Source organism: Streptomyces sp. NPDC002817 (genome assembly GCF_053592055.1).
Genome location: NZ_JBSFUY010000015.1, coordinates 159,389 through 179,887, shown reverse-complemented (window position 1 = coordinate 179,887; position 20,499 = coordinate 159,389). Strand labels below are relative to the sequence as shown.

Genomic DNA, 20,499 nt, shown 5'->3' with positions numbered 1-20,499 from the left:
GTGTCTCAGCGGGCGGGCGGCGCACACCGGCCCGACGCGGGCTGACTAGGCTGGATGTACCAAGAGCCGTACATCAGCAAGGAGCAGAGCCGTGGCGGTACGAGCTGTCCGGGGCGCCGTCCAACTCGAACGGGACGAAGCCGGTCACATGGACGAGCAGGTCGGAGCGCTGCTCACCGCCGTCCTGGAGCGGAACGACCTCACCGCGGACGACCTGATCAGCATCTGGTTCACGGCCACACCGGATCTGCACAGCGACTTCCCGGCGGCCGCGGCCCGCAAGCTCGGCATCGTGGACGTCCCGCTGATCTGCGCCCAGGAGCTCGACATCGAGGGCGCCATGCCCCGCGTCGTGCGGATCCTCGCGCACATAGAGTCCGACCGGTCCCGTACCGAGATCAACCACGTCTACCTGGGCACCGCGGCCGCCCTGCGCAAGGACATCGCCCAGTGAGAACCGCACTCGTCATCGGCACCGGCCTCATCGGCACGTCCGCCGCGCTGGCGCTGGTCAGCCGGGGCGTCCACGTCCACCTGGCCGACCACGACCCCGAGCAGGCCCGCACCGCCGCCGCGCTCGGCGCCGGCACCGACGAGGAGCCCGAGGGACCCGTCGACCTCGCGATCGTCGCCGCCCCGCCCGCCCATGTGGCCGCGGTGCTCGCCGACGCCATGCGCCGGGGCGTGGCCCGCGGCTACATCGACGTGGCGAGCGTCAAGGGCGGACCGCGCCGCGAGCTGGAGGCGCTCGGCGTCGACCTCGCCTCGTACATCGGCACGCACCCGATGTCCGGCCGTGAGAAGTCCGGCCCGCTGGCCGCGACCGGCGACCTCTTCGAGGGCCGCCCCTGGGTGCTGACGCCGACCCGGGACACCGACACCGAGGTGCTGAACCTCGCCCTGGAACTGGTCTCGCACTGCCGTGCCGTACCGGTCGTGATGGACGCCGACGCCCACGACCGTGCCGTCGCGCTGGTCTCCCACATGCCCCACCTGGTGTCGAGCATGGTCGCCGCGCGGCTGGAGAGCGCCGAGGAGGCCGCCGTACGACTGTGCGGCCAGGGCATCCGTGATGTGACCCGGATCGCCGCGTCCGACCCCCGGATGTGGATCGACATCCTCTCCGCGAACCCGGGACCGGTCGCCGACCTGCTCACCGACGTCGCCGCCGACATCGAGGAGACGGTGCAGGCGCTGCGGTCCCTGCAGTCCTCCGACGAGGCCAAGCGCGGTGAGGGAGCCGTGGGCATCGAGGACGTGCTGCGGCGCGGGAACGCGGGCCAGGTGCGGGTACCCGGCAAGCACGGGTCCGCCCCGCGCACCTACGAGGTCGTGGCCGTCCTCATCGACGACCAGCCCGGTCAGCTGGCCCGTATCTTCGCGGACGCGGGACGGGCCGGGGTCAACATCGAGGACGTGCGCATCGAGCACGCGACCGGACAGCAGGCGGGTCTGGTGCAGCTGATGGTGGAGCCGCAGACGGCGCCGGTCCTGACGGCGGCACTGCGGGAGCGTGGCTGGGCCATCCGCCAGTAAAGAGGCCGTCGGCGAGCCAGTACCCTTGTGCGGGGCCCCATCGCGCCCCGCACTCCCCACCACACCGCACCAGGAAGGTGTCCTCCCGTGGAAAACGGCGCCGCCCAGCCCGTGATCGTCGCTATCGACGGTCCCTCCGGCACCGGCAAGTCGAGCACGTCGAAGGCTGTCGCGGCGCAGCTCGGTCTGAGCTACCTGGACACCGGCGCCCAGTACCGGGCGATCACGTGGTGGATGGTGACCAACGGGATCGACATCGAGGACCCGACCGCGATCGCCGCCGTGGCGGGCAAGGCGGAGATCATCTCCGGCACCGACCCGGCCGACCCGACGATCACCGTCGACGGCACCGACGTCGCGGGGCCGATCCGCACCCAGGAGGTCACCTCCAAGGTCAGTGCGGTGAGCGCGGTGCCGGAGGTGCGGGCGCGGATCACCGAGCTGCAGCGCTCGATCGCCGCCTCGGCGGAGCAGGGCATCGTCGTCGAGGGCCGCGACATCGGTACGACCGTGCTGCCCGACGCCGACCTCAAGATCTTCCTCACCGCCTCCCCGGAGGCGCGTGCCGCCCGCCGCAGCGGTGAGCTGAAGGGCGCGGACGTCAACGCCACCCGCGAGGCCCTGGTCAAGCGGGACGCGGCCGACTCCAGCCGGAAGACCTCGCCGCTCGCCAAGGCAGGCGACGCGGTCGAGGTGGACACCACCGAGCTCACGCTGACGCAGGTCATCGAGTGCGTCGTCACCCTCGTCGAGGAGAAGCGGGCCGGGAAGTGACCGTGCCTTCGGAGCGGGGTGCCGAGGTCGGGCGGCGCATCGGCGTCGGCCTGATGTACGGGCTGTGGAAGCCGCGCGTGCTGGGCGCCTGGAAGGTGCCCGCGACCGGCCCGGTGATCTACGCCGTCAACCACTCCCACGCCATCGACGGCCCGATGGTCATGGGCGTGGCGCCCCGGCCGACGCACTTCCTGATCAAGAAGGAAGCGTTCATCGGCCCCCTCGATCCGTTCCTGCTCGCCATCGGGCAGGTCAAGGTCGACCGGTCGGGCACCGACCGCACGGCCATCACCCAGGCCCTGGACGTGCTCTCGGCCGGCGGTGTCCTCGGGATCTTCCCGGAGGGCACCCGTGGCGAGGGTGACTTCGCCGCGCTGCGCGCCGGGCTCGCGTACTTCGCCGTACGCACCGGCGCCGCGATCGTCCCGGTCGCCGTGCTGGGAAGTTCCGACCGTCCCGGACGGTTGATAAAGGCGCTGCCTCCGTTGCGCAGCCGTGTCGACGTGGTCTTCGGTGACCCGTTCGAGGCGGGCGACGGCAGCGGGCGGCGTACCCGTAAGGCGCTCGACGAGGCGACCGAGCGCATCCAGAAGCAGCTCACCGCGCACCTGGAAAACGCCAGGCGCCTGACCGGGCGCTGAGCGACACTAAGTAGTGGATCAAACCGGAGAAACCGGGTGGTCCACCGATCACCACGATGAACGACGAGGTACGGACTTCATGAACGACCACATCCACTCCGACGGCTCGGGCGAGCAGCACGACCACGGAGCGCTTGGCGATGCCGAGTACGCGGAGTTCATGGAGCTCGCCGCGGAAGAGGGCTTCGATCTCGAGGACGTCGAGGGCGCGATCGAGGAGGCCGGTCACGGGCCGCTGCCCGTGCTCGCCGTCGTCGGCCGCCCGAACGTCGGCAAGTCGACTCTGGTGAACCGCATCATCGGCCGCCGCGAGGCCGTCGTCGAGGACAAGCCCGGCGTCACCCGCGACCGCGTGACCTACGAGGCCGAGTGGGCGGGCCGCCGCTTCAAGGTCGTCGACACCGGTGGCTGGGAGCAGGACGTCCTCGGCATCGACGCCTCCGTGGCCGCGCAGGCCGAGTACGCGATCGAGGCCGCCGACGCGGTCGTCTTCGTCGTCGACGCCAAGGTCGGCGTCACCGACACCGACGAGGCCGTCGTCCGGCTGCTCCGCAAGGCCAACAAGCCCGTGGTGCTCTGCGCCAACAAGGTCGACGGCCAGAGCGGCGAGGCCGACGCCACCGCTCTGTGGTCCCTCGGCATCGGCGAGCCGCACCCGGTCTCCTCGCTGCACGGCCGCGGCACCGGCGACATGCTGGACGCCGTCCTGGAGGCCCTGCCGGAGGCGCCTGAGCAGTCCTTCGGCACCGCTGTCGGCGGTCCGCGCCGCATCGCTCTCATCGGCCGCCCGAACGTCGGCAAGTCCTCCCTCCTGAACAAGGTGGCCAACGAGGAGCGCGTCGTCGTCAACGAACTCGCGGGCACCACCCGTGACCCGGTCGACGAACTCATCGAACTCGGCGGTGTGACCTGGAAGTTCGTCGACACGGCGGGCATCCGCAAGCGCGTCCACCTCCAGCAGGGCGCCGACTACTACGCCTCGCTGCGCACCGCGGCCGCTGTCGAGAAGGCCGAGGTCGCGGTCATCCTGATCGACGCCTCCGAGTCCATCTCGGTGCAGGACCAGCGCATCGTCACCATGGCGGTGGACGCGGGCCGCGCGATCGTCATCGCCTACAACAAGTGGGACACCCTCGACGAGGAGCGCCGCTACTACCTGGAGCGGGAGATCGAGACCGAGCTCGCCCAGGTCGCCTGGGCGCCCCGGGTCAATGTCTCGGCGCGCACCGGCCGTCACATGGAGAAGCTGGTCCCGGCGATCGAGACAGCCCTGGCAGGCTGGGAGACGCGTGTTCCGACGGGCCGCCTGAACGCCTTCCTCGGCGAACTGGTGGCCGCCCACCCGCACCCGGTCCGCGGCGGCAAGCAGCCCCGCATCCTCTTCGGCACCCAGGCCGGCACCAAGCCCCCGCGGTTCGTCCTCTTCGCCTCCGGCTTCATCGAGGCGGGCTACCGGCGCTTCATCGAGCGCCGGCTGCGTGAGGAGTTCAGCTTCGACGGCACGCCGATCCATATCTCGGTGCGGGTGCGCGAGAAGCGCGGCGCCAAGAAGAAGTAAGCGCGGAAACGCAGGAAGGGCGGCCCCGACAGGGGCCGCCCTTCCTGCTGCGTCAGAAGCCGCGGCGTTGGCCGGGCGGCAGCGCCGGCACATGCTGCACCATCGTGCCGTGCTGCCCGATCTGCCCGACGCGCTGCCACTGCGACTGCTGCTGCCCGACGCGGGCACTGTGCGCGCCCGCGCTGTAGGCGCTGTACGAGCTGCTGAACGACCCCGGCCGGTGGCCGCCGTACGCGTCCTGCGGAAGGTTCCCGAACGCGGTGAACCCCAGCTCCTCCTCGCCACTGCGGTCACCCGGCAGCGAGCGGAACGACTTGACGTACTCGGCGTAGAGCGCGTCGTAGATCGGCGTGGCCGATGGGCCGCACAGCGGGTCCGGAGTCGGCCGCGAGGACGGGATCGACTGGTAGGACTGGCGGCGGGGAACGTCGTAGGTGTGCACGTATGTCCAAACGACCCTGAGCATCAGGAGATGCGGCCGCTCTCAGGGGCGCGGGACCGCAGGCGTCCTCAGGTCCCGGCGAGAGGCATCGCGGAAGCGACCAGCTTCCCGTTCGCCGCAGCCTTGTCGATCGCGTCCCGCAGCAGGTCCTCACGGGGCTGACGCCCGATCGATCCCACCGGCGCCGCGAACATCAGCACCTGCTGATGCTTGTTCGCGGCGGCCCGCCAGCTCTCCGTGACCTGGAGCGGCTGATGCGCCTGCCACCACGCGACCGGCTGCCCACCGGTCGGTCCCGGCTGAAGGACCGCGTGCAGCTGGCCCATCGCCAGCAGCACCGACCACCCGTGCAGCACCGGCGGCACCTCCGTCAGCTGCGTCACCGGCATGAACCCCTGCTCGATGAGGAGCGGCAGGAAGTCGTCGCCGACGTCGGTCGCGCCGGGGCGCACGATGGGGGCCGTCGGTTCGACCACGAGCGCCGGGTGCAACTCCCCGGCGATCAGCACGAGTCCGCTGGTGACGCCGAGCACCGCCTGCTCGGGTACGGCCTTCTCGGGGTTCGGCTCGACATGGTCGCCGTTGATGGAGCGCACGGCTCCCTGGAGCTGCTCCTCGGTGACCTGGACGATCTGCGAGGGCAGACAGGTGGCGTGGGCGAAGGCGAGGACGGCGGTCTCGTCGCCGATGAACAGGACGGTGCTGGTGCGCTCCGCTTCGGAGTCGCCCGGGGTGCGGCAGGACGTGCAGTCGTAACTGCCGGGGGCGTTCTCTCCGGCGAGCAGCCGGTTGGCCTCATCGTCGCCGATCTCGGCGCGAACCTCGTCGCTGACGTCGAGCATGCGCGGCACGGGTGACTCCCTCAGGAAGCGGTGCCCGGGTGGGTCCCGGGCTCATGAAGAAGACAACGGGCGATCTGTGGCGGGAGTCACGCTCCAGAGCGAACGGAATCGAACCATCCGGCGCACAGGGTCACGTCGGGTCCGGAATCGGGCACTCAACGTCAATTCCTGGGAAATCCAAGGAAGTTGGTTGCGTGAAGTGGGTCACAGATCACCAGCGCGACTGGTCGACAAATCAGGAAATCAGGGAATGAAGTGGGTGGCCGAAAAAAGTTACTACCTGCGGTAACGGCGAACTGGCCTGGAGTGACAAGCGATTGGTTGATACCGGGCGGTCGCCCTCCCTAGATTCCTCGGCCGTGTGCAACGAGCACCGCTCGGGTTCGTCCGCCGGCCGTACCAAAGCCAGCTCGCAGCACCAGCCTCCGGCGGACGGGGCGGAGCGCGACGACCCTGCCCCTGCGCAGGGAGCGCGCCCCGCTTGGGGGGACCCCGGGTCCTTCGAGAGGGAATTACATGTCCGAATGTGCCGATACCACTCGCGACAACGTTCGTAAGACGCGTACGACAGCGGTTCTCGCCGGGGCGGCCCTGCTCGCCCCTCTCGGACTGCTGGCCGCGACCGGCAACGCCGCGGCGGCGGACGGCGGAGTGTGGGACCGCATCGCCCAGTGCGAGAGCGGCGGCAACTGGCACATCAACACCGGCAACGGCTACTACGGCGGCCTGCAGTTCTCTCCTTCCACCTGGCGCGCGTACGGCGGCAGCGCCTACGCGGCGACGGCGGACAGGGCGAGCAAGTCCCAGCAGATCGCCGTGGCCACCAAGGTCCAGCGCGCCCAGGGATGGGGCGCCTGGCCCACCTGTTCCGCCCGGGCCGGGGCCTCCGGCAGTGCCCCCTCGGTCTCCTCCGGTTCGGCCACCACGAAGGCCGCTCCGTCCAAGCCGTCGAAGGCGCCGGCACGTTCCCAGAGCCACTCGGGCCGCAGCGCGTCCCGTGGCGACTACACCGTCCGCAAGGGCGACACGCTGAGCGGTATCGCCGCCCGGCACGGGACCACCTGGCAGCGGATCCACGCCGCCAACAAGGCCGTCATCGGCGGTGATCCGAACATGATCGTGCCCGGGCAGCGTCTCGAGATCTGAGCTGCTCCCCCCTTTCCGGGCACGGGGCCCCGCCCGTTCGGTGCGCCGACCGGGTGGGGCCCCTGGGGTCTTCCGCCGCGTATCGACGGCCGTCCGCGCGGCACTGCTTAGCGTGGGCCGATGTACCGCACGCCGATCAAGCTCCTCCTCGCCGCCGCCTGTCTGTTCGCCGGAGCGGCGCCCACCCCGGCGTACGCGGCACCACCGCCCCCGGCCCCCGGTCCGTCGCCCGTCTCCGTGCCGTACGACTGTGCCCGCGACGGGTGGCCCTGGAGCTGTGTCGCGCTGTGCGAGAGCAGCGGGCGCTGGGACGCCGACACCGGCAACGGCTTCTACGGCGGACTGCAGTTCTGGCAGCCCACCTGGGAGGAGTTCGGCGGCCTGACGTACGCCCCGCGCGCGGATCTCGCCACCCGTGAGCAGCAGATCGCCGTCGCCCAGGAGGTGCTGGCCGTGCAGGGCTGGGAGGCCTGGCCGGTCTGTTCGAAGCGGTACGGGCTCAAGGGCCGTATGCACACGGTGAAACCCGGCGACACGCTCTCGGCGATCGCCCGCAAGTACGGCGTCCAGGGCGGCTGGCGGGCGCTCCACCAGGCCAACAAGGAGATGATCGGCGACTACCCGGACCGGCTGAACGTGGGCACGCTGCTGGTCGTCCCGAAGGAATCGAAGAGTGCTACCCGGGACTCGGCCGTGTTCGGTCCGCCCCTGTCGGCGGGCCCAGTTCGGCCGCCTCTCCGCTGAACACGACCGTGCCGCGGCGCAGTTCGTACACGACGGCCCTCCGGCCGTGCAGGACGGGCGGCAGCCGCTGCTCGGCGACGACCACGCAGGCGTCGAGCCCGCTCAACAGGTCGTACGTGCGGGCCGCGACCGTCGGCGACATGCCCTGCGTCGGTTCGTCGACGAGCACCACGCGCGCGCGTGCCAGCAGGGCGCGCGAAAGGGCCAGCATGCGCTGCTCGCCGCCGGAGAGGGTGCCCGCGCGGCGCGGGAGCAGCGCGGCGAGCTGGGGATAGGCGTCGAGGGCCCGGTCGTACGACGGTGCGGCCAGCGCCAGGTTCTCGCGCACCGTGAGCGAGCCGAACACCGCCTGCCGCTCGGGGACCAGGCACAGGCCGTGCCGGGCGCGCTCGTGGGCGGGCACGCGGGTCACATCGGTGCCGTCCCACACCACGGCGCCGCCGGACAGCGGCACGGTGCCGGCGAAGGCGCGCAGGGCGGTCGTACGGCCGCTGCCGTTGCGGCCCAGCAGGACGGTGAGGCCGGGGCCCGGGGCGGCGAGGGTGATGCCGTGGAGGGCCTCCAGAGGGCCGTAGCGCACGCGCGCGTGGCGCAGGGAGATGGTCATGGGGCGGCTGTCCGGGCGGTGTCCAGGACATGGTCGGGCGGGCCCGAGGCGACGATGCGGCCCGCCGACATGACGTGCACGACGTCGGCGAGGCCGGCGACCAGGTCGAGGTCGTGTTCCACGACGAGGAGGGCCGTGCCGTCGGCGGCGAGGGCCTTCAGCACACGGGTCAGGGCGGTCACTTCAGCCGTGTCCAGGCCGGCGGCGGGTTCGTCCAGGAGGAGGACCCGGGGGCTGCCGGCGAGGGCTCTGGCGAGTTCCACGCGCCGCAGGGTGCCGGTGGGGAGGTCTGCGGCGGGGAGGTCTCGGAGCGGGCCGTCCAGGGCGAGGAGCCTGAGGGTTCGCTCTGCGGCGGCCGGGTCGGGGAGGCGGCCCTGTTCGGCGCCCACGTGAACGTTTTCGGCGACGGTCAACGAGGGGAAGACCGCGAGTTGCTGGAAGGTGCGGGCGATGCCGAGGCGGGTGCGGGCGTGGGCGGGGAGGCGGGTGATGGTGCGAGTGCCGAGGAGGATCCTGCCGCTGGTGGGGCGGAGCGTTCCGGCCAGGCAGTGGAACAGGGTGCTCTTGCCTGCGCCGTTGGGGCCGATGATCGCGGTGACACTGCCTGGTGCGATGTCCAGGTCGACCCCGTCCAGGGCGGTGAAACTGCCGTAGCGGGCTTCGAGGTTGCGGGCTCTGAGCGTGGGTGCGGATGGCCCCTGTGGGGGTGGAGCGCCACCGGCGGCTGCGACATGCATGGCGGCGGCCGACGGTCGTCCTGCCTGTGCCCCGCTCGCCGCTCCGGACAACACCGCTGCACGCGCGGGGCGTTGCTCCACCGGCCGCAGCCTTCCCCGCACCCGCTCCCCGAGCGGTGTCAGCGCCGCTCGCCGCCGCAACCGCAGTCTTCCCGCCGCCGTTCGCAACGCCTCGTACGGGCCGCCCGGGAAGCGGCCGACCAGTACCGCGAGTACGCCGATCAGGGCCGCCGCCATCCCGCCCCGGGCGCCCGCGTCCAGTCCCACCAGGAGTGCCGCTGCCAGCAGTGCGCCCAGGGTGCTGTCGGCGCCCAGGACCACCACGGCCGCGAACCACAGCAGCCCGCGGACGGGGTCGTAGGCGCCGGGGTCGAAGGCGCGCAGGCCCATGCCGAGCATGCCGCCGCCTAGGGCGGCCAGCGCGGCGCCCGCCACGAACGCCAGGAGTTTGAGGGACGGGACCCGGACGCCGGCTGCCGAGGCGCCCGCCTCGTGGTCCCGCATCGCCGCGAGGGCCCGGCCCGTGCGGCCCCTGCGGAGGAGCCGTGTCGCCAGCAGGGCTCCGGCCAGCAGCGCCAACTCCAGGACGTAGTACGCCCGGTCGCCGTCGAAGCCCGACGGGCGGCCCAGCGACAGCCCCGACGTGGCGTACGGCTGGGCGAAGACGAAACGGCTCACCCCCACGCCCACCGCGAAGGTGGCCAGGGCCAGCGCCAGGCCCCGGCGGTTGATCGCCGGCCAGCCCGTCAGCAGGCCCAGGGGCGCCACCAGCACGACGGCCACCGCGAGCGCCGCCAGCTCGGGCAGGCGAGGCAGTCCGGGGAAGCGGCCCGCCGCCAGCAGCGCCGTGAACAGGGCGCCCAGTCCGGCGTACGCCGCCTGCCCCAGCGAGATCTGACCGCCGCGGCCCGTGACCACCACCAGCGACAGCAGCACCACGCCCAGCGCCGGCACCTGCACCGACGTCTGCAGATCCGAGCCCGCGAAGCCCAGCGGCAACAAGAACAGCACCACCGCCACGATCCACGCGCCCGGCGGAGTCGCCACGCGCGCGGTGGCCGTGCGCGGGAGGGCGTCGCGGGTGCCGATCCGCGGCAGCACGAGCGCCGCGACCAGCAGCGCCACCACGAACAGGTTCGCTCCCACCGCCTGCAGCAACGGCTCGCCCCAGCCCGACGGATGCAGTCGTGTCAGCTGGCTCTGCGCCACTCCGATGCCCAGCGCGACCACCACGGCGACCGGCAGACTGCGCATCCGCGCCGCCACCGCGACCGCCACGACCTCCATGACCAACAGCGGCAGCCCGTACGGGTCCAGACGTACGAACGGCGCCAGCAGCACGCCCGTCAGGCCCGCCGTGAACGAGCCGAACGCCCAGCCCGCCGCGGCCACCCGGTCCGCGTCGATCCCGCCCAGCACGGCCAGTTGCCGGTCGTCCACCACGGCCCGCAGCTCCCGCCCGAAGCGCGTCCAGCGGATCACCGCCCCCACTCCCACGGCCAGCACCAGCACCACGGCGAGCTGCCCCCACGGGTCCGCCGACACCAGCTCCGGAGCGTCGTCCCGCGCCCCCTGCCCCCACACCAGCGCCGCCCCGCCCACCAGCAGCACGAACACCCCGATGGACGCGACCAGTGTCTGCGCCGGGTCGCCGCCCAGGACCGACAGCGGACGGAAGACGAAACGCTCCAGCACCACGCCAAGGCCCGGCGCCAGGACCAGCAGCGTCAGCGTGGCGCCCGCCCACAGGGGCCAGCCCCACTCCACCACGCACTGCCGCAGCACGAACGCGCACACCATCGCGATCGCCCCGTGCGCGAAATTCAGCACCCCCGTCGCGCGGTACGTCACGATCAGGCCGATTCCGGTGAGTGCGGCGGCGCTGCCGACCGAGAGGCCGGCGAGTGTCAGGTCGTACGTGAGGGACGACATCAGTCGGTTTCTTCGGCGGGCTCGCAGATGGGACAGGGGCCCAACTCGCCGCTCGCCGCCGGCTTGGCGTCCACCGGCACGGCCTCCGCCTTTCCGGAGACCAGCGGGCAGTCCGCGCGGTGCCACAGGGTGCCGCCCGGCACCATCAGCAGGTCCCCGCTCACGGCGATCGGCGCCGTGGCCCGGCCGGGCTCCTCGGCGTCCGCGGGTTCCGTGGCGACCAGGAGGCCGTACAGCTCCTCCACGCGCAGCGCGGCGATCGTGTCGCGGCCGTGCGCGAGCAGCACCGCTCCGGCGATGATCAGTGCGGCGCCGGGGACCGTGCAGGAGGCCAGGTAGGGCAGCTGACGTTCGGCGTAGCGCTCACCGGAGACGCCGTACCAGCCGATGACGCAGAGCACCGCACCCGCGGCGAGCGCGGCCCAGCCGGCCCACAGAACGGGGTGCACGGTCCGCAGTCGGCCTGTCCGCATCTCTGGCTCCCACGTGTCATGTGTCTGTCCATGTCAGCCAATGGCTTGCACTATGCCTTCTGGAAGCTGACCCTGAAAGCACCGGGCGCACATGGCCCGGACCGACACCCGGTGGTGAGCCAGATGGTTCTCGGGAGCGACCGCAAGTGGGAGAACGGCAGCCGAGGGCTGGTGGCGGTGGTGTTCGTCCTCGCCGCGGGCCTCACGGCGTGCAGCGACGACAGCGGCGGGACCGAGTCGCCGTCCGTGCCCCCGACCCCGGAGACGACGACCAGCGCGCCGCAGACGAGCGCACCGGCCAGTGGGCCCGCCGACCAGGCGGCGGCCGAGAAGGAGGTCAAGGAGAACTGGGAGAAGTTCTTCGACCCGAAGACCTCCACGAAGGAGAAACAGGCCGTCCTGGAGAACGGCGAGGCGATGGGCCCGGTCATGGCCGCCTTCAGCGGTGACGAGCGCGGCGGACAGGTGGAGGCGCAGGTCACCGAGGTGGAGTTCACCTCACCGACCAAGGCGACCGTGACGTACACACTCCTCATGAACGGCGCCACCGCCCTGCCGGACACCTCCGGGACGGCGGTCGAGGACGACGGCACCTGGAAGGTGTCCGTCAGCACGCTGTGCGCTCTGGTCCAACTGAGCGGCAATGCGTCGGCGTCGGCCCTTCCGGGCTGTTGAGGCCGCGGCCGCGGTGCTGCTGCTCGCCCTCAGCGCGGCCTGCGGCAGCCGGCTGCCGGAGAGCGACTTCGAGCACGGGGAGCGGGCCGGTCCCGCGCCGGACGGCACGCCGATCCGCGTCGGCGTCATCACCAGCGCCACCAGCCCGGTCGGCGGCGACACCTTCGTCGGCCCCCGCGACGGCGCCAAGGCCTGGTTCGACCGGCTCAACGCGCGCGGAGGCATCGACGGGCGCCGCGTCGAGGTCCGTGAGTGCGACGACGGTGGCAGCGGCGTCGGCAACAACACCTGTGTGCACCAGCTGATCGACGAGGACGAGGTGGTGGCCCTGGTCGCCACCACCGCCCTCGACTACGCGGGCGCCTCCCGCGTCTCCCACGCGCGGGTGCCCGACATCGGCGGCCAGCCCATCGGGGCCGCCTACGACACCTATCCGCACCTGTACGGCATCTACGGCAGCCTCGCGCCCCGCGACGGCACCAAGGGGTGGAACGGCAAGCAGTACGGCGGCACGGAGGTCTACCGCTACTTCAAGCGGGAGCACGGGGCACGTACGGCCGCCGTCGTCTCGTACAACCAGGCCGCCTCGGCCGCCTACGCCCGGCTCGTCGAGCGGGGGCTGGAGGCCGAGGGCTACGAGGTGGTGAGCGAGCAGGTCGACTTCGCGCTGCCCAACTTCCGTGCCGTCGCGGCCGATCTGAAGGAGCAGGGGGCGGACCTGGTCTTCGACGCCATCGACTCCCATGGCAACGCCCAGCTGTGCGAGGCGATGGACGACGTCGGTGTGCGGGTCACCGCCAAGGTCACCAATGTGCAGAACTGGAGCTCCACCGTCCCCGACGACTACAAGGACTCCCCGCGCTGCCGCAACGCCCTGTGGGCCACCGGGTCCAGCCGCAACTACGAGGACACGGACCAGAAGGCCGTACGGGAGTTCCGGGACGCCACGAAGGGTCTGGAGACGCACTCCCAGTGGCAGTTGGAGGGCTGGGCGGCCGCGATGTGGTTCACGCAGGCCGCCGAGTCCTGTGCGGAGAGCGGCGGTGGTGTCACGCGCGCGTGCGTGGACGAGTTCATGAACCGCAGGGAGGACTACACCGCCGACGGGCTGCTGGTTCCCGTCCGGTTCGAGCGGTCGGCCGGGCCACCGACGACCCGCAGGACGTGTCTGTCGGTGGCCCGGTGGCAGGACGGCAAGGGGTGGGTGTCGCAGGGCGACATGGACGACACCTGCTTCGACGTGCCGCAACTGCCCTACTGACCCGTCGCGCTCACCGCAGCGAGTCGAAGAACTCCCTGACGTCGCCGGCCAGCAGATCCGGGACCTCCAGGGCGGCGAAGTGGCCGCCGCGGTCGAACTCGGTCCAGCGGGCGAGGGTGTTGGCCTGCTCGGCCCAGCGGCGGATCGCCACGTCCTCGCCGAAGTTCGCCACCGCCGTGGGCACACCGGAGTTCGTGACCGGGAACCAGTCGCCGACGTGGCTGTTCTCGTAGTACATGCGCGCCGCCGAACCGGCCGTACCCGTCAGCCAGTACAGCATCACGTTGGTGAGCAGGGTGTCCCGGCCGATCGCGTCCTCGGGCAGCGCGGCCGAGGAGTGCGTCCAGGCCTGGAACTTCTCCATGATCCAGGCGAGTTGGCCGACGGGGGAGTCGGTGAGGGCGTAGGAGAGGGTCTGCGGGCGGGTGGACTGGAGCGCGTTGTAGCCGAAGCCGTCGGTGGTGAACTCGGCGATGCTCGCCAGGCTCCGCACCTCGCGGTCGGTGAGCCCCGCCCGCTCCTCCTCGCTCACCGGGCCGAGCGGGATGAAGCCGACCGACGCTGCGTTCACATGGACGCCGACCACCGACTCGGGGGCGATGCGGGCCAGCGCGGGGGAGATCAGCGCGCCCAGGTCGCCGCCCTGCGCGCCGTACCGCTCGTAGCCGAGCCGGCGCATCAGCTCGGCCCAGGCGCGGGCGACCCGGTTGACGTTCCAGCCCTTCTCGCGGGTGGGGCCGGAGAAGCCGAAGCCCGGGATGGCGGGGATGACCAGGTGGTGGTCCTCGCTCAGCCGGTCGATCACGCCGAGGAACTCCACGATCGAGCCCGGCCAGCCGTGCGTCAGGATCAGCGGCAGGGCGTCCGGAGCGGACGAGCGGATGTGCAGGAAGTGCACCTGGGCGCCGTCGATCTCCGTGACGTACTGCGGGATCTCGTTGAGGGCCGCCTCGTGTTTGCGCCAGTCGTAGGCGCCCCGCCAGTAGGCCGCGAGGTCGCGGAGATACGGCAGTGAGGCGCCGTACTCCCAGCCCGCGTCCGGCAGTTCGTCCGGCCAGCGGGTCAGGTCCAGGCGGGTGTGCAGCTCGTCGAGCCGGGCCTGGGGGATGTCGATCCGGTAGCTGTGCACGCTGTTGTCTGCCATGAGTCCAAGGTAGGAACCCTTGCGGACAGCGACTGTCCGCAATGCCTGCCAGACTCGGATTCATGTTGGAGACCTCGGCACGACTCCTGCGCCTGCTCTCGCTGCTCCAGGCCCACCGCGACTGGTCCGGCGCCGACCTCGCCGAACGCCTCGGCGTCACCCCGCGCACCGTGCGCCGGGACGTCGACCGGCTGCGCGAGCTGGGCTACCCGGTCAACGCCAGCCCCGGCACCGGTGGCGGCTACCAGCTGGGCGCGGGCGCCGAGCTGCCGCCGCTGCTCCTGGACGACGACGAGGCGGTCGCCGTCGCCGTAGGGCTGCGCACGGCCGCCGGGCAGGGCATCGAGGGCATCGGCGAGACCTCGGTGCGCGCCCTCGCCAAGCTGGAGCAGGTCCTGCCGAGCCGGCTGCGCCGTCGCGTGGGCGCCCTGAACGCCTTCACCGTGCCGATGCTGCGCGGCCCGCAGCCCTCCGCGGTGGACCCGGCCGTGCTGACCGAGCTCGCCAACCTCTGCCGGGACGCCGAGCGCCTGCGCTTCGCGTACCGCAGCCACAACGGCGACTCCACCCGCCGCACCGTCGAGCCGCACCGTCTGGTGTGCACCGAGCGGCGCTGGTACCTGGTCGCCTGGGACCTCGACCGCGACGACTGGCGGACCTTCCGCGTCGACCGCATCACCCCCAGGCCGCCGCACGGCCCCCGCTTCACCCCGCGCACACCCCCGGCGGAGGATCTGGCCGCGTTCGTCTCCCGGGGCGTTTCCACGCGCGCGTACGCGGCGCACGCCGTCGTACGGCTCCTGGTGCCCCTGGAGGAGGCCATCGGGCGCGTCTCGCCCTCCGCCGGGCAGCTGGAGGCCGACGGGCCGGACGCCTGCATCCTGCGCACCGGGGCCGCGAGCCTCGACGTGATGGTGATCCACGTGATGCTGATGGGCTTCGAGTTCGAGGTGCTGGAGCCCGCCGAGCTGACCGAGGCGATCAGGACGGCTCGGGACCGGCTTGCTCGCTCTTTGGCTCGGGCTGAGACGTCAGCGCCGCGTACTCGGGATGGTGCAGATCGAACGCCGGAGACTCGGAGCGGATCCGCGGCAGCGTCGTGAAGTTGTGCCGCGGGGGCGGGCAGGAGGTCGCCCACTCCAGGGAACGGCCGTAGCCCCAGGGGTCGTCGACCTCGACCTTCTCGCCGTACTTGGCGGTCTTCCAGACGTTGTAGAGGAACGGCAGCGTGGAGATGCCCAGCACGAACGCGCCGATCGTCGAGATCGTGTTGAGCGCGGTGAACCCGTCGGCGGCGAGATAGTCGGCGTACCGGCGCGGCATGCCCTCCGCGCCCAGCCAGTGCTGCACCAGGAACGTGGTGTGGAAGCCGATGAACAGCGTCCAGAACTGGATCTTGCCGAGCCGCTCGTCGAGCATCTTGCCGGTGAACTTGGGCCACCAGAAGTAGAAGCCGCCGAAGATCGCGAACACGACGGTGCCGAACACGACGTAGTGGAAGTGCGCGACGACGAAGTACGAGTCGGAGACATGGAAGTCCAGCGGCGGCGAGGCCAGGATCACCCCGGTCAGACCGCCGAACAGGAACGTCACCAGGAAGCCGGTGGCCCACAGCATCGGGGTCTCGAAGGACAGCGAGCCCTTGAGCATGGTCCCGGTCCAGTTGAAGAACTTCACGCCGGTCGGCACCGCGATCAGGAAGCTCATGAACGAGAAGAAGGGGAGCAGCACCGCCCCGGTCACGAACATGTGGTGCGCCCACACGACCACGGACAGCCCGGTGATCGCCATCGTCGCCCCGACCAGCGTCAGATAGCCGAAGAGCGGCTTGCGGCTGAAGACCGGGAGGATCTCCGTGATGATGCCGAAGAACGGCAGCGCGATGATGTACACCTCGGGATGGCCGAAGAACCAGAACAGGTGCTGCCACAGCAGCGCCCCGCCGTTGGCCGAGGCGAACACCTGGGAGCCGAACCGGCGGTCCGCCTCCAGACAGAGCAGGGCGGCCGCGAGCACCGGGAACGCCATCAGGATCAGGATCGACGTGAACAGCGTGTTCCAGGTGAAGATCGGCATCCGGAACATCGTCATGCCGGGGGCGCGCATCCCGATGATGGTGGTGATGAAGTTGACCGCACCGAGGATCGTGCCGAAGCCGGCCAGTGCGAGACCCATGATCCACAGGTCCGCGCCGATGCCGGGCGAGCGCTCCATGCTGTTGAGCGGCGCGTAGGCGAACCAGCCGAAGGCCGCGGGCCCGGACGGCACGAGCAGCGAGCCCAGCACGATCAGACCGCCGAAGAGGAACAGCCAGTAGGACAGCATGTTCAGCCGGGGGAAGGCCACGTCGGGAGCGCCGATCTGCAACGGCATCAGCTCGTTGGCGAAGCCCGCGAAGCTCGGGGTCGCGAAGAGCAGCAGCATGATCGTGCCGTGCATCGTGAACATCTGGTTGAACTGCTGGTTGTCGATGATCTGCATCCCGGGCCGGGCGAGCTCGGCGCGCATCAGCAGCGCCATGAGACCACCGGCCAGGAAGAACACGAACGACGTGATCAGGTAGAGATGGCCGATCTTCTTGTGGTCGGTGGTGGTCAGCCAGTCGACGATCACCCGGCCGTGGCTCTTGCTCCGCACGGGTCGCACCGTCGTCTGCACGGTCTCGGTCCCCATCGCTCGCTCGCCCCTTCGCTCGTCGCGTCCCGGGTCCGCCGTCATGATGCTCGCGTCGTCGCGTACAGCGACAGGGGGCGTACGGGGATTCTGTGTCGGATCCGTGTTTTTCCTACGCGGTGTCAGCTCCCGTGACCCCACACCGAATCGGAATGCAAAGGCTCCGGCGGCATGTCTTCCGGCACTTTCCGTCCGGTTATTCGAAGAGCCGCTCCGACACGCGGGAATTCCGTTTGATTGCGCGCGGAAGGCCTACGGAACCGCCCGTACGTGTGACGGAGTTCGACGGAAACGGCTGTCGGCATCCTGTGACAGAAGCGTGACCGGAGAGGGATCAGTGACCCACAGTGTCCTGGTTCCTGGCCCCACCCCACGGACAGGGCCTAGCGTGGCGGTATGGCACCGATACCGACACCACCCGCCGAACCCCACGACAGCCCCGACGCGTACGTGGGTCTGGAGTCCGCCAGGGCTGAGCGACTCGCCCGCGAGAAGGGCTGGCCGAGCGTGCGCTCGCTGCCACCGGGGGCGATCATCACGATGGAGTACCGCGCGGGGCGGCTGAACTTCGAGGTGAAGGACGGCCGCGTGGCCCGCGCCTGGAAGGGCTGACACCCGTCCTGGAACACGACGACGGCCCCGGCTCCTGAGAAGGAACCGGGGCCGTCGTTGCGGGGTGGGTGGGTGCGTACCGTCCCCGCTGTCCGCCGGCTAGCCGCCTGTCAGGGGGCGGGCCGCCGAGGTCGTGCCGCGTGCGACGCGGTCCGGGTGGGGTGGCCGGCGAGGGCCGACCGGGGTGACCGGGGTGCGCTCCGAGCGGGTCGTGTGCGGGCCCGGTGCCAGATAGGCGGGCGCCCGGGCCGAGCGGGCCGCGGGCTCGCTCTGGGTGGCGGGGGTGCGCGGCTTGAGCGGCATCGGGACCTCGACGGGCTTGACGGACGCCGGTGCGCTGCGGCGGGTCCGCCAGCGGTCGCGCAGGTCGAAGATGGCGGTCTCGGTACGGGCGATCAGCGGCTCGCACCACGGCAGCGCCAGCAGGACCAGCAGCCCCGCGACCCAGCCGAGAACGACGTCGCTCAGCCAGTGCGTACCGAGGTAGACGGTGGCGAGGCCGACGCCGAGCGAGGTCACCGCGGAGACGGCGGACAGCCATCTGCGGGCTCTCGGGGTGGAGGCCAGATAGGCCAGGATGCCCCAGGTCACCACGGCGTTCGCGGTGTGGCCGCTGGGAAATATATCGCCGCCCAGACCCATCTCGTTCGCGCCGATGGTGGTCGCGTAGTGCGGGCCGAGCCGGCCCATGCCGAGCTTGGCGGCGCCCACGGTGATGTTCAGCAGGAGCAGCACGGCCCCCAGGGTGAGCAGCGGGCGCAGGGTGTGCTGCCGCCAGGAGCGCCAGCCCAGCCAGGCCGCGACCATCACCGCGGTCGGGCCGCGCTGGCCGAGCACCACGTAGTAGTCCACGAACCAGTGGATCTCCGCCCACTGCTGGTACGGCCGGAAGAACATGACCTGCCAGTCCAGGCGGACCAGCCACGATGTGTCGACCACGAGCCACACGATCGCCAGATAGAAGGCGAGGCCTCCGGCGATCAGGGCGACCCGGTGCCGGGACATCCTGGGCACGTCAATGTGAGCCGGTCGTTCCGGCTCACGGTCCAGCCTCGCGAACACCCGGTCCAGACGGGTGAGGTTTCGTTCGGTACGCACCCAATCGACGTTACAGCGAGTGAGGTCCGATGCCCGTCGAATCCACGGCTTTGTGATGACGATGTGATGTGGGATTCCTCTCAGGGAGACGTTTATTTCCGAGGAATCCACTATCCGGCCCGGTTGCCCCCTTCAATTCCTTTGATCGTTCCGGGTTCCGGTTTATGGCCGCTTATGAATTCGTTCACCGAATCATGGGGCGGAATTCTCCCGGTGCTCATCGGACCCGCGAGTCGATCATGGCGGTCCTGAGCCGTTCAGCCAGAACGCCCCGTACACGGCCGACGCGAGGGCGATACCGCACACCACCAGCACGGACCTCGACGTCCGCAGCCTGGCGAGGGCCAGGGCGAGGGGGAACAGAAGGGGGAAGGCGGGCAGCAGCAGGCGCGGTTTCGAGCCGAAGTAGCTCGACGCGCACAGGGCGAGCGTGGTGACGACACCCGTGTACACCAGAAGCGGCAACGGCTGACGCTGCCGTACGCCGACGACGTACAGCCACACCACGAGCCCGACCCCGACGATCAGTCCCACTCCGGCGAGCGCCGACGGGAACGACGTGAACTTCTCGCCGACGAACCGGGCGAAGGCGTAGCCCCCGTCGAACCCGTTGCGCCAGCCGGCCTGGACGTCGAGATACCCGAGAGGGCCCTTGCCGGTGTGATGGCCGACCCAGAGGACGTAGGCGGCGGCACCGAGGGGGGCGATGAGCAGGGCCAGGGCGCGGGGGAGGGGGTGTGCGCCGGCCGCTGCCCGCACGCCCGGGGCGCGCGGCGGGTGTTGGGTGTCGTCCGTTCCCGGGTCGCGCCCGTCCGTGACCTCGGCCGCCGGTTCCGGGGCGCGTTCCCCGGTGTCCGCGCCGCTCTTCCGTGCCGCGCTTCGCTCCCGCTCGGACGGGGGACCGCCCGCGACTGCCCGGTCCCGCCTGAACGCGACGATCGCCGCCACCCACACCGCCGCGACCACCGCGAGTCCCACCGGCCGGGTCAGACCCGCGAGGGAAGCGAGAACGCCCGCCGTCACCCAGCGGCCCGTCAGCACCGCGTACAGCGACCACGCGGCGAGGGCGGTGAACAGCGACTCGCTGTACGCCATCGACTGCACGATCCCGACCGGCAGCACCGCCCAGACCAGCACCGCGCAGACCCCGGCCCTGCGGCCGTGCACATGGTCCGCCACCGCGAAGACGCCCCAGGCCGCCGCGAGCGAGGCGAGCAGGCTGACGCCGAAGCCCGCGTCGGCGTGGGACAGGGGCGTCACCGCCGCGATGCCCCGCTCCAGCCACGGCAGCAGCGGGAAGAAGGCCAGGTTCGAGTGGACGTCCCCGTTGGGCAGCCGCACCTCGTAGCCGTACCCCAGCTCGGCGACCCTCGTGTACCAGAGGGAGTCCCAGCGGGCCGTCAGCAGCGTGTACGCGCTCTTGTCGCGCGCGGCGCTCCACAGGACCAGGGCGAGCAGGCCCAGGGCACGGACGGCCGCGTACCCGAGGAGGGCCGGGGCGGCACGGCGCAACGCGCTCTCGGGTGGCGCCGGGCGCGTCTCAAGATCGGTCACGGGTCCGATTATCGACCGCCCGCCGAACCGCACCGCCCACCGGGGCGTGT

The 20,499-nt window shown here is 71.3% G+C and carries 19 protein-coding genes and 1 pseudogene; 11 read left to right on the top strand and 9 right to left on the bottom strand.

The features are described 5' to 3' along the window. Positions 1-91 precede the first annotated feature (91 nt). The 5 genes from aroH (at position 92) to der (ending at position 4,509) form a co-directional block, all read left to right on the top strand. Positions 92-454, top strand: coding sequence for a chorismate mutase (gene aroH / locus ACWD3I_RS26900; RefSeq protein ID WP_046256736.1), 363 nt, complete (start codon positions 92-94; stop codon positions 452-454). Beyond that, a complete protein-coding gene (locus ACWD3I_RS26895) occupies positions 451-1,536 on the top strand; it encodes a prephenate dehydrogenase (protein WP_365399321.1) in 1,086 nt (361 codons plus the stop codon). The genes aroH and ACWD3I_RS26895 overlap by 4 nt, the downstream gene beginning before the upstream one ends. An 87-nt stretch (positions 1,537-1,623) precedes the next feature. Next, a complete protein-coding gene (cmk, locus tag ACWD3I_RS26890; protein ID WP_365399324.1) occupies positions 1,624-2,310 on the top strand; it encodes a (d)CMP kinase in 687 nt (228 codons plus the stop codon). 53 nt (positions 2,311-2,363) lie between these two features. Next, on the top strand, positions 2,364-2,951 hold the full coding sequence (locus tag ACWD3I_RS26885) for a lysophospholipid acyltransferase family protein (protein WP_365399431.1): 588 nt from the start codon (positions 2,364-2,366) through the stop codon (positions 2,949-2,951). 79 nt (positions 2,952-3,030) lie between these two features. Beyond that, on the top strand, positions 3,031-4,509 hold the full coding sequence (gene der / locus ACWD3I_RS26880; RefSeq protein WP_266894403.1) for a ribosome biogenesis GTPase Der: 1,479 nt from the start codon (positions 3,031-3,033) through the stop codon (positions 4,507-4,509). A gap of 52 nt (positions 4,510-4,561) precedes the next feature. Here the strand turns inward: der and ACWD3I_RS26875 are convergent, their stop codons facing one another. Then, complete coding sequence (locus tag ACWD3I_RS26875; protein WP_046256781.1) at positions 4,562-4,951, bottom strand: hypothetical protein; 390 nt, start codon at positions 4,949-4,951, stop codon at positions 4,562-4,564. Positions 4,952-5,019: 68 nt separating this feature from the next. Next, entirely contained in the window at positions 5,020-5,802 is a 783-nt protein-coding gene (locus ACWD3I_RS26870; RefSeq protein ID WP_365399328.1) for a hypothetical protein, read from the bottom strand. A 507-nt stretch (positions 5,803-6,309) separates the two neighbouring features. Here ACWD3I_RS26870 and ACWD3I_RS26865 point away from each other — a divergent pair. Both ACWD3I_RS26865 and ACWD3I_RS26860 read left to right on the top strand, forming a co-directional pair. Continuing rightward, entirely contained in the window at positions 6,310-6,939 is a 630-nt protein-coding gene (locus ACWD3I_RS26865; RefSeq protein ID WP_365399331.1) for a transglycosylase family protein, read from the top strand. 120 nt (positions 6,940-7,059) lie between these two features. Continuing rightward, positions 7,060-7,683 (top strand): transglycosylase family protein, encoded by a 624-nt coding sequence (locus ACWD3I_RS26860; RefSeq protein ID WP_365399334.1) that lies wholly within the window; start codon positions 7,060-7,062, stop codon positions 7,681-7,683. Here the strand turns inward: ACWD3I_RS26860 and ACWD3I_RS26855 are convergent. Genes ACWD3I_RS26855 through ACWD3I_RS26845 form a run of 3 tightly spaced genes read right to left on the bottom strand, consistent with a single transcriptional unit; the run spans position 7,616 to position 11,432 of the window. Beyond that, positions 7,616-8,290 carry an ATP-binding cassette domain-containing protein gene (locus tag ACWD3I_RS26855; RefSeq protein ID WP_365399337.1) on the bottom strand — a complete coding sequence of 225 codons (675 nt, stop codon included), beginning with the start codon at positions 8,288-8,290 and terminating at the stop codon, positions 7,616-7,618. The two genes, ACWD3I_RS26860 and ACWD3I_RS26855, sit on opposite strands and share 68 nt — an antisense overlap. Beyond that, positions 8,287-10,959 carry an ABC transporter permease subunit gene (locus tag ACWD3I_RS26850; RefSeq protein WP_365399340.1) on the bottom strand — a complete coding sequence of 891 codons (2,673 nt, stop codon included), beginning with the start codon at positions 10,957-10,959 and terminating at the stop codon, positions 8,287-8,289. Before ACWD3I_RS26850 ends, ACWD3I_RS26855 begins: the two co-directional genes overlap by 4 nt. Then, positions 10,959-11,432 carry a hypothetical protein gene (locus ACWD3I_RS26845; protein ID WP_365399343.1) on the bottom strand — a complete coding sequence of 158 codons (474 nt, stop codon included), beginning with the start codon at positions 11,430-11,432 and terminating at the stop codon, positions 10,959-10,961. Before ACWD3I_RS26845 ends, ACWD3I_RS26850 begins: the two co-directional genes overlap by 1 nt. 123 nt (positions 11,433-11,555) lie before the next feature. On the opposite strand from ACWD3I_RS26845, the gene ACWD3I_RS26840 reads away from it, so the two are divergent. Further along, positions 11,556-12,107, top strand: a complete 552-nt coding sequence (locus ACWD3I_RS26840; protein ID WP_365399346.1) for a hypothetical protein — start codon at positions 11,556-11,558, stop codon at positions 12,105-12,107. Next, positions 12,076-13,368 carry an ABC transporter substrate-binding protein gene (locus tag ACWD3I_RS26835; RefSeq protein ID WP_365399349.1) on the top strand — a complete coding sequence of 431 codons (1,293 nt, stop codon included), beginning with the start codon at positions 12,076-12,078 and terminating at the stop codon, positions 13,366-13,368. Before ACWD3I_RS26840 ends, ACWD3I_RS26835 begins: the two co-directional genes overlap by 32 nt. Before the next feature lie 10 nt (positions 13,369-13,378). Here the strand turns inward: ACWD3I_RS26835 and ACWD3I_RS26830 are convergent, their stop codons facing one another. Further along, positions 13,379-14,512 carry an epoxide hydrolase family protein gene (locus ACWD3I_RS26830; RefSeq protein WP_365399352.1) on the bottom strand — a complete coding sequence of 378 codons (1,134 nt, stop codon included), beginning with the start codon at positions 14,510-14,512 and terminating at the stop codon, positions 13,379-13,381. Positions 14,513-14,574: 62 nt separating this feature from the next. Here ACWD3I_RS26830 and ACWD3I_RS26825 point away from each other — a divergent pair, with 62 nt between their 5' ends. Continuing rightward, positions 14,575-15,615 (top strand): helix-turn-helix transcriptional regulator, encoded by a 1,041-nt coding sequence (locus ACWD3I_RS26825; protein ID WP_365399355.1) that lies wholly within the window; start codon positions 14,575-14,577, stop codon positions 15,613-15,615. Here the strand turns inward: ACWD3I_RS26825 and ctaD are convergent. Further along, positions 15,614-17,185, bottom strand: a pseudogene (gene ctaD, locus ACWD3I_RS26820) (aa3-type cytochrome oxidase subunit I); the annotation flags it as partial. The gene ACWD3I_RS26825 and the pseudogene ctaD sit on opposite strands and share 2 nt — an antisense overlap. A 396-nt stretch (positions 17,186-17,581) precedes the next feature. Here ctaD and ACWD3I_RS26815 point away from each other — a divergent pair. Then, entirely contained in the window at positions 17,582-17,797 is a 216-nt protein-coding gene (locus tag ACWD3I_RS26815; RefSeq protein ID WP_365399358.1) for an I78 family peptidase inhibitor, read from the top strand. Positions 17,798-17,896: 99 nt separating this feature from the next. Here ACWD3I_RS26815 and ACWD3I_RS26810 read toward each other — a convergent pair whose 3' ends face one another. Together ACWD3I_RS26810 and ACWD3I_RS26805 are read right to left on the bottom strand one after the other, a co-directional pair. Continuing rightward, entirely contained in the window at positions 17,897-18,895 is a 999-nt protein-coding gene (locus ACWD3I_RS26810; protein WP_365399361.1) for a phosphatase PAP2 family protein, read from the bottom strand. Between the two features lie 237 nt (positions 18,896-19,132). Continuing rightward, positions 19,133-20,449, bottom strand: coding sequence for a mannosyltransferase family protein (locus ACWD3I_RS26805; RefSeq protein ID WP_365399364.1), 1,317 nt, complete (start codon positions 20,447-20,449; stop codon positions 19,133-19,135). Positions 20,450-20,499: the final 50 nt, after the last annotated feature.

Coding starts and splice junctions, on each gene's coding strand:
- ACWD3I_RS26865 (WP_365399331.1), top strand. CDS start 6,310: ATGTCCGAATGTGCCGATACCACTCGCGACAACGTTCGTAAGACGCGT.
- ACWD3I_RS26885 (WP_365399431.1), top strand. CDS start 2,364: ATGTACGGGCTGTGGAAGCCGCGCGTGCTGGGCGCCTGGAAGGTGCCC.
- ACWD3I_RS26860 (WP_365399334.1), top strand. CDS start 7,060: ATGTACCGCACGCCGATCAAGCTCCTCCTCGCCGCCGCCTGTCTGTTC.
- ACWD3I_RS26855 (WP_365399337.1), bottom strand. CDS start 8,290: ATGACCATCTCCCTGCGCCACGCGCGCGTGCGCTACGGCCCTCTGGAG.
- ACWD3I_RS26840 (WP_365399346.1), top strand. CDS start 11,556: ATGGTTCTCGGGAGCGACCGCAAGTGGGAGAACGGCAGCCGAGGGCTG.
- ACWD3I_RS26830 (WP_365399352.1), bottom strand. CDS start 14,512: ATGGCAGACAACAGCGTGCACAGCTACCGGATCGACATCCCCCAGGCC.
- ACWD3I_RS26845 (WP_365399343.1), bottom strand. CDS start 11,432: ATGCGGACAGGCCGACTGCGGACCGTGCACCCCGTTCTGTGGGCCGGC.
- der (WP_266894403.1), top strand. CDS start 3,031: ATGAACGACCACATCCACTCCGACGGCTCGGGCGAGCAGCACGACCAC.
- ACWD3I_RS26825 (WP_365399355.1), top strand. CDS start 14,575: ATGTTGGAGACCTCGGCACGACTCCTGCGCCTGCTCTCGCTGCTCCAG.
- ACWD3I_RS26850 (WP_365399340.1), bottom strand. CDS start 10,959: ATGTCGTCCCTCACGTACGACCTGACACTCGCCGGCCTCTCGGTCGGC.
- ACWD3I_RS26835 (WP_365399349.1), top strand. CDS start 12,076: ATGCGTCGGCGTCGGCCCTTCCGGGCTGTTGAGGCCGCGGCCGCGGTG.
- ACWD3I_RS26815 (WP_365399358.1), top strand. CDS start 17,582: ATGGCACCGATACCGACACCACCCGCCGAACCCCACGACAGCCCCGAC.